This window comes from Pseudomonas sp. G5001, from assembly GCF_013385475.1.
Taxonomy (GTDB): Bacteria; Pseudomonadota; Gammaproteobacteria; order Pseudomonadales; family Pseudomonadaceae; genus Aquipseudomonas.
In genome coordinates this window covers 40791-53836 of the sequence record NZ_JACAPZ010000049.1, presented here as the reverse complement: position 1 = coordinate 53836, position 13046 = coordinate 40791, and the positions used below count along the sequence as shown (strand labels likewise).

At 61.3% G+C, this 13046-nt stretch carries 13 protein-coding genes; 3 read left to right on the top strand and 10 right to left on the bottom strand.

The window, feature by feature from the left end; all coding sequences use genetic code 11:
* Positions 1 to 6: 6 nt before the first annotated feature.
* Positions 7 to 1410 (bottom strand): gluconate:H+ symporter, encoded by a 1404-nt coding sequence (locus HX805_RS29660; protein WP_017478510.1) that lies wholly within the window; start codon positions 1408 to 1410, stop codon positions 7 to 9.
* 193 nt (positions 1411 to 1603) lie between these two features.
* On the opposite strand from HX805_RS29660, the gene HX805_RS29655 reads away from it, so the two are divergent.
* The gene (locus tag HX805_RS29655; RefSeq protein WP_003212286.1) at positions 1604 to 1996 is read left to right on the top strand and encodes a lysozyme inhibitor LprI family protein; all 393 of its coding nucleotides are present in this window, start codon (positions 1604 to 1606) and stop codon (positions 1994 to 1996) included.
* A gap of 129 nt (positions 1997 to 2125) precedes the next feature.
* On the opposite strand, the gene HX805_RS29650 is transcribed toward HX805_RS29655, so the two are convergent.
* From HX805_RS29650 to HX805_RS29630, 5 genes are all read right to left on the bottom strand, one after another.
* Positions 2126 to 3571 carry a SulP family inorganic anion transporter gene (locus tag HX805_RS29650; RefSeq protein WP_177021606.1) on the bottom strand — a complete coding sequence of 482 codons (1446 nt, stop codon included), beginning with the start codon at positions 3569 to 3571 and terminating at the stop codon, positions 2126 to 2128.
* A gap of 207 nt (positions 3572 to 3778) precedes the next feature.
* The gene (locus tag HX805_RS29645; protein WP_102605600.1) at positions 3779 to 4672 is read right to left on the bottom strand and encodes an NAD-dependent epimerase/dehydratase family protein; all 894 of its coding nucleotides are present in this window, start codon (positions 4670 to 4672) and stop codon (positions 3779 to 3781) included.
* A gap of 104 nt (positions 4673 to 4776) precedes the next feature.
* Positions 4777 to 5673, bottom strand: a complete 897-nt coding sequence (locus tag HX805_RS29640) for a LysR family transcriptional regulator (protein WP_003212293.1) — start codon at positions 5671 to 5673, stop codon at positions 4777 to 4779.
* Between the two features lie 41 nt (positions 5674 to 5714).
* Positions 5715 to 6305: an NAD(P)H-dependent oxidoreductase gene (locus HX805_RS29635; RefSeq protein WP_008436691.1), complete on the bottom strand. Its 591-nt coding sequence runs from the start codon at positions 6303 to 6305 to the stop codon at positions 5715 to 5717.
* A gap of 117 nt (positions 6306 to 6422) precedes the next feature.
* A complete protein-coding gene (locus HX805_RS29630; protein WP_008436688.1) occupies positions 6423 to 7187 on the bottom strand; it encodes a sulfite exporter TauE/SafE family protein in 765 nt (254 codons plus the stop codon).
* A 190-nt stretch (positions 7188 to 7377) separates the two neighbouring features.
* Between HX805_RS29630 and HX805_RS29625 the strand changes: the two genes are divergently transcribed.
* Positions 7378 to 8274, top strand: coding sequence for a LysR substrate-binding domain-containing protein (locus HX805_RS29625; protein ID WP_177117553.1), 897 nt, complete (start codon positions 7378 to 7380; stop codon positions 8272 to 8274).
* On the opposite strand, the gene HX805_RS29620 is transcribed toward HX805_RS29625, so the two are convergent.
* Both HX805_RS29620 and kynU read right to left on the bottom strand, forming a co-directional pair.
* Complete coding sequence (locus HX805_RS29620; protein WP_177117552.1) at positions 8220 to 9626, bottom strand: amino acid permease; 1407 nt, start codon at positions 9624 to 9626, stop codon at positions 8220 to 8222. The two genes, HX805_RS29625 and HX805_RS29620, sit on opposite strands and share 55 nt — an antisense overlap.
* A gap of 165 nt (positions 9627 to 9791) precedes the next feature.
* Positions 9792 to 11042, bottom strand: coding sequence for a kynureninase (gene kynU, locus HX805_RS29615; protein WP_003212302.1), 1251 nt, complete (start codon positions 11040 to 11042; stop codon positions 9792 to 9794).
* Positions 11043 to 11184: 142 nt separating this feature from the next.
* On the opposite strand from kynU, the gene HX805_RS29610 reads away from it, so the two are divergent.
* Positions 11185 to 11658 carry an Lrp/AsnC family transcriptional regulator gene (locus HX805_RS29610; RefSeq protein ID WP_003212305.1) on the top strand — a complete coding sequence of 158 codons (474 nt, stop codon included), beginning with the start codon at positions 11185 to 11187 and terminating at the stop codon, positions 11656 to 11658.
* 124 nt (positions 11659 to 11782) lie between these two features.
* On the opposite strand, the gene catA is transcribed toward HX805_RS29610, so the two are convergent.
* Together catA and catC are read right to left on the bottom strand one after the other, a co-directional pair.
* Entirely contained in the window at positions 11783 to 12712 is a 930-nt protein-coding gene (gene catA / locus HX805_RS29605) for a catechol 1,2-dioxygenase (RefSeq protein ID WP_003212307.1), read from the bottom strand.
* 42 nt (positions 12713 to 12754) lie between these two features.
* Positions 12755 to 13045 carry a muconolactone Delta-isomerase gene (gene catC, locus HX805_RS29600; RefSeq protein ID WP_003212310.1) on the bottom strand — a complete coding sequence of 97 codons (291 nt, stop codon included), beginning with the start codon at positions 13043 to 13045 and terminating at the stop codon, positions 12755 to 12757.
* Position 13046 lies beyond the last annotated feature (1 nt).

The window sequence follows — 13046 nt, the reverse complement described above, 5'->3', positions numbered from 1 at the left end:
TCCGGGTTACAAGATGCAGGACAAACCATAAGTCAGACCGAAGGCGACCACCGAAATCAGGGTCTCCAGCACGGTCCAGGTCTTGAAGGTCTGGATCACCGTCATATTGAAGTATTCCTTGATCAGCCAGAAGCCGCCGTCGTTTACGTGGGAAAAGATTACCGAACCCGCGCCGGTGGCCAGCACCAGCAATTCCGGGTGTGGATAACCCAGGCCCATCGCAACCGGTGCGACCACGCCTGAGGCCGTGGTCATGGCCACGGTGGCCGAGCCGGTGGCGATGCGCATCAGCGCGGCGAACAGCCAGCCCATCACCAAAGGCGACAGGTTGAAGGCGTGGGCCAGGCCGAGGATCTCATTGGTGACCCCGGCGTCCACCAGAATCCGGTTCAAACCACCGCCCGCGCCCACCAGCAAGGTGATGCTGGCGGTCGGTGCCAGGCATTCGTTGGTGAACTTGAGGATCGATTCGCGGTTGAAACCCTGGGCCAGGCCGAGGGTCCAGAAGCTCACCAGGGTCGCCACCAGCAGCGCAATCACCGAGTTACCGATAAACAACAGGAACTGGTTAAAGGCGGTGCCCGGTGTGGAAATCAGGTTGGCCCAGCCGCCGATCATCATCAGCACCACCGGTAACAGGATGGTGCCCATGGTCAGGGCGAAACTCGGCAGGCGGGTGCGCGGCTCGCGGTCGATGAACTGGCGTTCCAGCGGGTTTTCCGCTGGCAGGTGAATGTGCGGCACGATAAATTTGGCATACAGCGGGCCGGCAATGATCGCGGTGGGTATGCCGATCAAAATCGCATACAGCACCGTCTGCCCGACCGAGGCGTTATAGGCCAGCACCGCCATCATCGCCGCCGGATGCGGCGGCACCAGCGCATGCACCACCGACAAGCCGGCCACCATCGGCAGGCCGACCATCAGGATCGACACGCCCACCCGCCGCGCCACGGTAAACGCGATCGGCACCAGCAACACGAAACCGACCTCGAAAAACAGCGGCAGCCCCACCAGGAACGCGATACACACCATTGCCCAGTGCGCGTTACGCTCGCCGAACCGGTTGATCAGCGTGCGCGCCACCTGCTCGGCGCCACCGGACTCGGCCATCATCTTGCCGAGCATGGTGCCCAGCGCGACCACCAGCGCAATATGCCCCAGCGTCTTGCCGACGCCCGCCTCGTAGGAGCCCATGATCGTGTCCGCCGGCATTCCGGCCAACAGCGCCAGGCCGATAGACACCAGGGTGATGACGATAAACGGGTTGAGCCGGTAACGCGCGATCAATACGATCAATGCAATGATGGCGATGGCGGCGTAGATCAACAGCCAATACCCCGGTGATGCGGCCATGCGGTACTCCTCGGAAAGGGTCACGTCGAATAGGTTGTGAAAGTCATAAATCATTACCGAGGTGCATTTTCAATTTTTATGAAAGTAATTTTCGCCCACAGACAAGCCCTGTCGCGCAGGGATATGCCCAGGGTCAGTGGATGAAAATTCGGGGGGCGTTCTTACATGAAGATCGCCGGGGCTGGAAACTCAACTGCGCAGGCCGAGTCTTAGACTGCACACCGACTCATGACCAGGAAAACCCAGAATGAATCGTAACCCCCTGCTTGTTCCTTTCGCCGCCGGCGCACTGTTGCTGGCCTTGTGCGGCACGGCTTCGGCCGACGAGAACCCGGCACTGAAAAAATGCATGGACGGTGCCAACACCACCGCCGACATGGTCGATTGCAACGCCAAGGAAACCAAGGTGCAGGACGCGCGCCTGAATACCGCCTACAAAACCGCGATGACCGCGATGGAAGGCAACCGCAAGCAGCAGCTGCAGGACGTACAACGCCAGTGGCTCAAGTTTCGCGATGCCAACTGCGGCTTCATCGGCTCGGCCACCGGCGGCACCATTGATCAGGTCAACGGCTCCGGCTGCGTGTTGGACATGACCCAGACCCGCGCCCAGGAACTGGAAAACCTGGTCGGACCATGATCGTTCCCACGCTCTGCGTGGGAACGCATCCTGTGACGCTCCGCGTCACGACTTTAGGAGCGGACGCGGAGCGTCCAAAGCGGCGTTCCCACGCAGAGCGTGGGAACGATCATTGCGCTTAAACAACGGTCAGTCGTGCTGCACCCGGGCGCGCTTGAGCAGTTTGCGGCAGCGCTCGGACAGGTGCAGCACCCGCAAATGTTTGCCGGCCTTGGTGTAGCGCTCGCGCAAGGTCATCAACGCAGCAATCGCCGAATAGTCGACGAAGCTCAAGTGACGGCAATCCAGCGTCACCTGGGCCGGGTCGTTGGCCGGATCGAAGCGATTCAAAAACGGCGTGGTCGAGGCAAAAAACAGCGTGCCGTGCACCCGATAGAGTTTGCTGCCGTCCGCTTCCATGTGCTCATCCGCGTACAGCTCGCGCGCTTGCTGCCAGGCGAAGTTCAGCGCCGCAATCACAATCCCGCACAGCACCGCCGTCGCCAGGTCGGTGAACACGGTAATCACCGTCACCGCCATGATCACCAGCACGTCGTTGAGCGGCACCTTGTTGATCACCCGTAGGGACGCCCAGGCAAACGTCTGCTGGGACACCACAAACATCACCCCCACCAGCGCCGCCAGCGGAATGCGCTCGATCAGCGGTGACAGAAACAGAATGAACAGCAGGATCATCACCCCGGCAAATACCCCGGAGAAGCGCCCGCGCCCGCCGGAGCTGAGGTTGATCACGGTTTGTCCGATCATCGCGCAGCCGCCCATGCCGCCGAACAGGCCCGAGACCATGTTGGCGGCACCCAAGGCCACGCTTTCGCGGTCCGGGTAGCCGCGGGTTTCGGTGATTTCGTCGGTGAGGTTGAGGGTCAGCAGGGTTTCCAGCAGGCCGACCATGGCCATCAGGATCGCGTAGGGCGCGATGATGTGCAGGGTTTCGAGGGTCCAGGGGATCTGCGGCAGCGCGAAGGTCGGCAGGCCGCCGGCGATGTGGGCCATGTCGCCCAGGGTGCGGGTCGGCAGGCCGAGCAGGTATACCGCCAGGCCCACGCCGAGGATCGCCACCAGGGCTGGCGGTACGGCGCGGGTCAGGCGCGGCAGCAGGTAGACGGTGGCCATGGTTGCCGCGACCAGCCCGGTCATTACGTACAGCGGCGTGCCGCTGAGCCAGGTGTCACCGCTTTTGAAATGCTCCAGCTGCGCCAAGGCAATGATGATCGCCAGGCCGTTGACGAACCCGAGCATCACCGGGTGCGGCACCATGCGCACCAGCTTGCCCAGGCGCAACAGGCCGAAGGCGACCATGATCAACCCGCCCAGTAATACCGTGGCCAACAGATACTGCACGCCGTGCTGCACCACCAGCGCGACGATCACCACCGCCATCGAGCCGGCGGCCCCGGAGACCATGCCAGGCCGGCCGCCGAACAGCGCGGTGAGGGTGCAGATGATGAATGCGCCGTAAAGGCCCATCAGCGGGTTGAGATGAGCCACCAGGGCAAAGGCGATGCATTCGGGCAGCAAGGCAAAAGACGTGGTGAGTCCGGCCAGGGCGTCGGCGCGCAGACGGGTGAGGTTCATTGAAGTACCGGGGAGTTGCGGGGGATAAGGCGGGGGATGGTACGGAATTGGGCGGGGTGGGGCTAGTGTTGGGTAAGACCGTTGGACCGAGTCGCCCCTTTCGCGAGCAAGCCCGCTCCCACATTTGACCGCATTCCAAAGTTGGATCTCGGTTAAGTGTGGGAGCGGGCTTGCTCGCGAAGGGCTCGCCTCGGTCTCAAGCGAACATCACACCATCTCGTTGCGAATCCACTCCACTACGGAGGTCCGCTTCGGCGCCCACCCCAGCAATTCCCGCGCATGCTTGCCGCGCACCCGGCTGTTGGAGCCCAGGCCATAGTTGGCCATTTCATAACCCCACTCGGCCTCGGCATCCGCCAATGGCCAATCCTGTGGTTTACCCAGCTTCAGCGCTTCGGCAATCGCGGTGGTCATGTCGACAAACGCCGCTTCGCCACTCTCCACAAAGTAGAAAGTGCCCGGCACATTCTTTTCCAGCGCCAGCAGGTACAACGCAACCACGTCTTCAATGTGCACGTTGGACCAGATGTTCTGCCCGGTGCCCACATGCCGCACTACACCGCTTTTGCGTGCCTGCTTGAGCAAGCGTGGCAACTGCACGCTGTCGCGCTTGACGCCCAGGCTGTGACCGTAGATCAGGGTGTTGCAGATCACTGCCGAGTTCACGCCATCTTTGGCGGCAGCCAGGATCAGGTTGTCGATGGCCACGCGAGCAGCCTTGTCGACAGTCGGCGCCGGCAGGTTGTCTTCAAAGTAGATGACATCGCTGGACTTACCGCCCGACGCATCGCCAACGATGCTCGAACCGCTGGTGTGCAGGAAGGTTTTGTTGGAACCGCGCAGCGCGGCCAGCAAGGTTTCCACGGCGCCGCGATGGTCGCTGCTGGCGGCGTTGATCACCGCGTCAGCTTTCTTCGCCTGCTCGGTCAACAGCGCGCTGTCATCCAGCGTACCGATCACCGGCGTGATGCCCAGTGCAGTCATTTCCGCAGCCTGTTCGGTGCTGCGCACCAGGCCGGTGACGTTATGGCCGGCCTTGACCAGGCCAGTAGCGATGGAACCGCCGATAAAACCGGCAGCGCCGGTGATGAATACGTTCATGGAGGTGTCTCCCTGCGTGAGTAATTGATGGACTCAGTATTGCGGACCTATCCATTCCGAATAAGTCCGTATTGCCCAATTCAATCTTGCGCAGAGGTCACGAATCAGCTGGCGTAGCTGGCCAGCTTGCCCTGGATAAAGTCCAGGAAGCACTGGATGCGCAAGGCCAATTGCGAGTTGCGGTAGTACACCGCATTGATCGGTTGACGATAGCCGCTGTTGAACTCGGCCAGCACCGGTATCAGGCGCCCGGTCTTGATGTCCTGGGCGGTCATGAAGTCCGATAAACAGGTGATGCCCTGCCCTTCCAGCGCCAGCTGGCGCAAGGTTTCACCGCTGGAAGCGGCGACACCGGGCTGGATTTGCCAGCGATCGCCGTGCACATGGCGCAACGGCCAGTGGTTGAGGGTTTCGGTCTGGGTGAAGCCGAGCAACGTGTGTTCGGCCAGTTCGGCAACGGTCGTGGGCGTGCCGTGCTGTTCCAGGTACGCCGGGCTGGCGAGGATATGCAGCGGGCTGCAACCCAGTGAGCGGGCGTGCAACGTCGAGTCGGCCAGGGCACCGATACGGATCGCGATGTCGGTGCTCTGCTCCAGCAGGTCGATGATCAGGTCGTTACTGTTCAGTTCCAGCTGGATATCCGGGTACAGGCCACGAAACTCGGCGATGTACGGCACGATCGCATGCAGCATGAACGGCGACGCCGCGTTGATCCGCAGGCGCCCCGACGGGGTTTGCTGGCGCGACGACAGGCGTTCTTCCAGGTCGTCCATCTGCTCGAGGATCACCTTGGCCCGCTCGAAGAAATACTTGCCCTCTTCGGTCAGGTCCATGCGTCGGGTGGTGCGATTGATCAGGGTGGTGTCGAGCTTGGCTTCCAGGCGCGACAAGGTGCGGCTGACCGCCGACGGCGTCTGCCCGACCTGCTCGGCTGCGGCGGAAATCGACCCGCATTCAATCACGCAGACGAAGATCTGTAGCTCATCGGATCGGGCTTTCAACGTGAATCCTCTTTATAGCGGCTGCACGGATACTAGCCGCATTACAGACTCAGGTTAAACACCTGTGCCAGATGCTGTTCATAACGCGCCACGTCGGCTTCGATGGCCGGGCGTTTCATCACGTCCACACAGAGGAAGGTCGGCAGGCCGGTCATGCCGAGGAACTCGTTGGCCTTGTGGAACGGGAAATACACCGCGTCCACGCCCTTGGCTTCGAAGAAGTCGGTGGGGTCGTCGAACGCTTGCTGAGGAGCGTTCCAGGTCAGGGACAGCATGTATTGCTTGCCCTGGATCAGGCCGCCGCTGCCGTATTTCTGCGACGAGTCGGAGCGGGTGCGGCCGTCGCTGGCGTACAGGCTGCCATGGCCTTCGGTGAAGACTTCATCGATGTACTTCTTGACGATCCACGGGGCGCCCATCCACCAGCCGGGCATCTGGTAGATGATCACGTCGGCCCAGAGGAATTTGGCGACTTCTTCGGCCACGTCGTAGCCGGCGTCGATGTGGGTTTCCTTGACGTCGATGCCGCCACGGTCCAGTACCGCCAGGGCGGCTTCATGCAGGGTGCTGTTGTAGCGACCGTCGGAATGGGCGAATTTCTTACCGCCGTTGAGCAGGAGTACTTTTTTCATAGGGGGTGCCTAAAGATTAAAAATGTCTGAAGGCAGGGTAACGGGGTCGGTGCTTTGGAATAAGCGTTCTAGCCGCAAAATACATTTGACCAAAACGCACGAATCAACGGCATATTGTTAACCACTGATCAGCAGATGACCTCCCAGCGCGGCCATGCCGATAAAGAACACCCGCTTGAACAGCACGGCACTGATGCGCTGGCGCAGGGCCTGGCCCAGCCACATCCCGAGCAGCGCCGGAACCAGCGCCAGCAACGAGGCGTTCAATTCGCCGCCGCCCAGGCTGCCACGCCAGAACAGCCCGGCTGCCAGCGCCAGCGTCGACACGGTGAACGATAGCCCCAACGCCTGCACCAGCTGATCGCGGTTCAAGCCCAACGCTTGCAGATACGGCACCGCCGGTATCACAAACACCCCGGTGGCCGAGGTGATCACCCCGGTCAGCACGCCGCACAGCGGGCCCAGCCAACGCTCGGTGGCCGGGCTGACCTTGAACGTCGGCAGCAACAGCCCGCTCAAGGCATACACCAGCAGCGCGCCGCCCAACGCCCGCACCACCCAATGCCCGCCATCCATGCCCAGCCACAACGAGCCCAGCCCGGTGCCGAGGAAAATCAGCAGGAGCATCGGCCACAGGCGTTTGATCAACGCGCTCAAGTGACCGCCGAAGGCCAGCTGCCAGAGGTTGGTGACGGTGGACGGGATGATCAGCAACGCCGCAGCCTGCGCCGGCAACATAGCCAGGCCGAGCATGCCCATGGCGACGGTGGGCAGGCCCAGGCCGATGACGCCCTTGACCGTACCTGCCAGCAGGAAGGTGCCGATCACCAGCAATGTCAGGGCCGGGCCGAGGTTTTGGTAGAACGCGAGTAAGGTATTCATGGGTCGATTTTGCAGGTTTGGGTGATGTCTGAAAATTCGCCATATACTGAGGCAGCCTCTTGTTTTGCATGAGGCAGATGGCCTCTTCGCGAGCAAGCCCGCTCCCACATTTAGATCTGTGAACCCTTTCAAAATGTGGGAGCGGGCTTGCTCGCGAAGAGGCCCGTACAGACACTGAGATCCCCAGCACATGCACTTTGACCTGATCGACCTGCGCCTGTACCTGCACATCCTCGACACCGGCAATATCACCGCCGGCGCCAGCCGCAGCCATTTGTCCCTGGCGGCGGCCAGTGCACGGATCCGGGCGATGGAAGCCTCGCTGGGCATCGAGTTTCTTGAACGTGGTCGCCGTGGCGTCACCCCGACTGCTGCGGGTAAAGCCGTCGCCCGTCACGCCCGTCTGCTGTTGCAGCAAGCCGATCACCTGCAGCAAGACCTCGCGGGATACGCCAACGGCGTCAAAGGCCAGGTGCGCCTGCTGTGCAACACCACCGCCCTGAGCGAATACCTGCCGGAACTGTTGGCGGACTTTCTGCACGAGCACCCCAACCTCGACATCGACCTGCAGGAACTGCCAAGCCTGCGCATCACCCACGCCTTGCGCCAGGGCGCGGCAGACCTGGGGATTATTTCCGACGCAGTAGACACCCACGGCCTGCAAACCCTGCCCTTTCGCGACGACCCGCTGGTGCTGATCATGCCGCTGGATCACCCGCTGGCCGCACGCACCGTGAGTTTTATCGACAGCTTGCAGCACGACTACGTGGGCCTGGCCGCCGACAGCGCGCTGGCGGTGTACCTGGAGGAACAGGCATTGCACGCAGGCTTTCGCTTGCAGACACGCATCCGCGCTGATGGGTTTGACGGGCTGCTTCGCATGGTCGCCCGGGGCGCCGGGCTGGGGATCGTGCCCCTGGCCGCGCTGGAACGCTGGCCGTTGGAGCGGCGCTTCAAGGCCCAACCCCTGAGCGAGGATTGGGCCTGTCGCAAACTGCTGTTATGCGCCCGCGAGTTCGAGCAATTGCCGGGTTATGCCAAAGCCTTGTTCGATGCCTTGGCCGCGCCCTTGCGGAAAAATACGTAGTACACCGCCGACAGAATCAGCAGGAACGGCACCCCGAACACCAGCGTCATCTTGAATGCATCGGTGAAGAACGTGGTGATCATCACCGCGCCCATCAGCACCAGGCCCAGCAGTGTGCTGTAGGGAAACAGCGCCAGCTGGAACGACAGCTTCGCCCCGCCGTGACGCTTGCGGTAGCGGCGGAAAAACAGGTGCGTGAGGAAGATCATGAACCAGGTGAAGATCGCGCCAAACATCGAGATCGCCATCATCAGGGTGAACGAGCTTTCCGGGTACACCACGTTCAGCAGGGTCGCCAGGGCAATGCCCGAGCTGGACAGCAACAAGGCGTTCAACGGGATCCCGCTCCTGCTCAAGGCGCCCATGGACTTGGGCGCAAAACCGGCGCGGGACAGGCTGAACATCATGCGGGTGGTGATGTAGAGCTGGCTGTTCATCGCCGACAGCGCAGCGATCAGGATCACGAAGTTCATCACCCCGGTGGCGCCGGGAATGCCGATGGTCTGCATCACCGTGACGAACGGGCTCTGGGCGTGGCCGGCCTGGTTCCACGGCACGATGGCCAACATCAGCGCCAGGGTCAGCAGGTAGAACACCACCAGCCGCACGATGGTCGCGCGGAAGGCTTTTTTCACCGCCTGCTCCGGGTCGGCCGCTTCACCGGCGGCCACCGCGATCATTTCCACACTCAAGTAACTGAAGATCGAGACGATCACCGCGATCCACATGCCGCTCAACCCGTTCGGGAAAAAGCCGCCGTGGGCCGCGTAGTTCTGCACACCGTAATCCGGATTGCCGGAGCCGAACACCACGTACACCGCGAGGATGATGAAGCCAACGATGGCGCTGATCTTGATCGTGGAGAACCAGTACTCGAAGTTGCCGAAGGTCTTGACGCTGATGGCGTTGAGTACGATCAGCACGCTGGAAAACGAGACGATCCACACCCATTCCGGCACGTTGGCAAACCAGTACTTCATGTACATCGCCACCGCCGTGACCTCGGCGCCCACCGCCAGCACAATCGCCGCCCAGTACGCATAGCGCACCAGGAAACCGGCCAGCGGGCTGACGTAAAATTCGGCATACGCGCCGAAGGAGCCCGAGGTGGAATGCGCCACGGTCATCTCCGCCAGGCAGCCCATCAACAGCAAAGTGATCAGCGCGCCGATGGCATAGCTGACCAGCACGCTGGGCCCGGCATAGCCGATGGCGTAGGCGCTGCCCATGAACAGCCCGGTACCGATGGCGCCACCGATGGCGATCATGCTCATCTGGCCGGAAGTGAGCTGGCGCCTGAGGCCCAGTTCGCGATTGGTGATTTCGGCAAAGCCTTGGTCTGGCGTGGTCACGTGGCGTGCCCCTTTATTATTGTGATTGCACTGCTTTCTGGTTGAAACACTGTCCCCTGTGGGAGCGGGCTTGCTCGCGAATGCGGTGTGCCAGTCAATACATCAGGGACTGATAGACCGCATTCGCGAGCAAGCCCGCTCCCACATTTTTTGCTCTGCGTTTACTCAGGTGACGCTGTGGCGAACCTTGAACTGCGGCTGGTCCCAGGTTCTCTGATCGAGAATCTCACCCAGGATTTCCACCGCATCCCACACTTCAGCAAAGCTGGTGTACAGCGGGGTAAACCCGAAACGCATGATGCGCGGCTCGCGATAATCACCAATCACGCCACGAGCGATCAAGGCCTGGATAACCGCATAGCCTTCCGGGTGTTCGAAGCTGACGTGGCTACCCCGTCGGGCATGCTCACGCGGGGTGATCAGGGTCAGGTCGTGGGCGGCGCAACGGCTTTCCACCAACTCGATGAACAGGTCGGTCAACGCCAGGGATTTAGAGCGCAAGCTGGCCATATCGGTCTGGGCGAAAATATCCAGGCCACACTCCACCATCGCCAGCGAGGTAATCGGCTGGGTGCCGCACAGGTAGCGGGCGATGCCCTGGCTCGGCGCATAACGCGATTCCATGGCGAACTGTCGGGTATGCCCGAACCAGCCCGACAGCGGCTGCGTAACCACATCCACCAGCGCCGGGTTGACCCACACAAACGCCTGGGAGCCGGGCCCGCCGTTGAGGTATTTGTAAGTGCAACCAATCGCATAATCGGCACCGGCCTGATGCAGGTCGATCGGCACCGCGCCCGCCGAATGCGCCAGGTCCCAGATCGCCAGCGCGCCACATTCATGGCTCAAGGCAGTCTGGGCCTGCATGTCGTACATGTAGCCGGTCTTGTAGTTGACGTGGGTGAGCATCACCACGGCCGTATCCTGGTCGATGGCTTTCGGCAGTTCGTCCGGGCTGTTGACCAGGCGCAGGGAGTAGCCCTGTTGCAGCAGTTCGGTGAGGCCTTCGGCGATGTACAGGTCGGTGGGGAAATTGCTCGCTTCGCTGACGATCACCTTGCGGCTTGGCGCGCGTTCGCGTTGCACGGTCAGCGCGGCGCTGAGCACTTTGAACAGGTTGATGGAGGTGGTATCGGTGATCACCACTTCACCGTCGCGGGCACCGATCAGCGGTGCGAGGCGATTGCCCAGGCGCTGGGACAGGTCGGCCCAGCCGGCACTGTTCCAACTGCGAATCAGGCCATTGCCCCACTCCTCGGCGATCACCGCTTGCGCCCGTTCCAGTGCCGCTACCGGGCGCGCACCGAGGGAGTTGCCGTCGAGGTAGATGACCCCGGCCGGCAAGGCGAATTGGTTGCGCAATGGCGCCAGCGGATCCTGGGCGTCGAGGGTCAGGCAATGGGTGCGGGTGGTCATGGTCAGTCCTGTTGTTGTAGTAACAATGAGCCAAATAATGAACGAAGCTTTAGAGAATTTTCGTGCAAAGTGGTGGGCAACAGGCTAATTAAGCTGTAGGAAATTCGAATTTAACCCCCAAACACGCGGATTTATTCTAACCATGATTCTCGACGCCACCGACCTGCGCCTTCTGCATTTCCTGCAACAGGATGGCCGTATCAGTAACCAGGAACTGGCGGAGAAAGTCGCCCTGTCGCCGTCGGCCTGCCTGCGGCGTTTGCGCCTGCTGGAAAGCGAGGGAATCATCAGTGGTTATCGGGCGGTGTTGAACGCCGAGCAGCTGGGGATCGAGCTGGAGGCCATCGTCCACCTGTCGTTACGCCAGGATGTGGAGGATTGGCACGAGACGTTTATCAAGAAGGTGCAAGGGTGGCCGGAGGTGGCCAGTGCGTATGTGATTACCGGGGCGAGCAATTATGTGCTGCGGGTGCAGGCGCGCAACCTCAAGCACTTTTCGGATTTCATTGTGAACCACCTGAACCGCACGGCGGGGGTGATGGATATTCGCTCGGAGATCGTGTTGCAGAAGATCAAGGATCGGGATGATCTGCTCGATCTGGTTGTTCGCAAGTAGGCCAAACGATACAGAGCCAATGTGGGAGCGGGCTTGCTCGCGAAGGCGGAGTGTCAGTCACCGGAAATATTGACTGATCCACCGCATTCGCGAGCAAGCCCGCTCCCACATTTTTTTACCGCGTTCAGTCTTCGAGGGCGCGCACTCGCTGCATGCGCTTCTGCTCTACCGGCGCCGCCGCAGGCTGCAACTCAAAGTCAAAATCAATCTGCGCAAACTGCCCTTCCACACCAAATTCCTTCGCCAGGTTCGCGTCCTCGCTGAAGCGAATTTCGGCGATCAACTCATCCCGCGTCGCATAGGCAAAATCATCATGCAGGTACGGATCATCCGACAGGTTGATCTGCGTGGTCAGGTGCCGATGGCCCGGCGCCGAGATGAAGAAGTGGATATGCGCCGGCCGCTGGCCATGGCGCCCCAACTGGTCCAGCAACTGCTGGGTCGGGCCGGTCGGCGGGCAGCCATACCCCGACGGCACGATGCTGCGAAAACGGTAGTTGCCCTGGGCATCGGTCTCGATTCGCCGACGCAGGTTGAACTCCGACTGCGTGCTGTCAAACCACGAATACGTACCACCGGTATTGGCCTGCCATACATCGACAATCGCCCCCGCCAACGGCTTGCCATTGGTGTCGCGCACCTGGCCCTGCATGAACAGCGGCACGCCCGGGTCCTGCCCGTCGTCCAGCCGCGCCTCGAACTTGGACAGCGGCGCACCGGCCACGTACAGCGGGCCTTCGATGGTGCGCGGGGTGCCGCCGGACTTGCCGGCTTCCTCGTCCGCCGCGTCCATCAGCATGTCCAGGTAATGCTCCAGGCCCAACCCTGCCGCGAGCAAGCCGGCTTCCTGGTTCTTGCCCAGTTCGTTGAGGTAGTTGACCGCCTTCCAGAACTCCTCCGGAGTCACTTCCAGGTCTTCGATGATGTTCACCGTGTCCCGCAGGATCCGGTAGATCAGCGCCTTGGCCCGTGGGTTGCCGCCGTCGTTAAGGTTGCCGCTGGCTTCTTCGAGAAACTGTTGGGCGTGAGCAGTCTGGGAAAGTCGGATGGACATGGTGCAATCCTCATCTTGTAATTATTAGGTGAAAAAACAGACTCAGCGATCATCCTCACGGATCGACGATGGATGCCGGCACAGGGCATTCACTTCGATGGCCATGTAAGGATAAAGCGGCAGTTGCATCAACAGGTCATGCAGTTCCTGCACGCTGTCGACATCGAACACGCTGTAGTTGGCGTACAGCCCGGCGATGCGCCACAGGTGGCGCCATTTGCCTTGCTCCTGCAGCCGCTGGGAGAAGGCTTTTTCTTCAGCCTTGAGGCCGGCAGCGCGCTCGGGGTTCATGTCGACGGGCAGGTTCACGGTCATTTTTACGTGGAACAACATC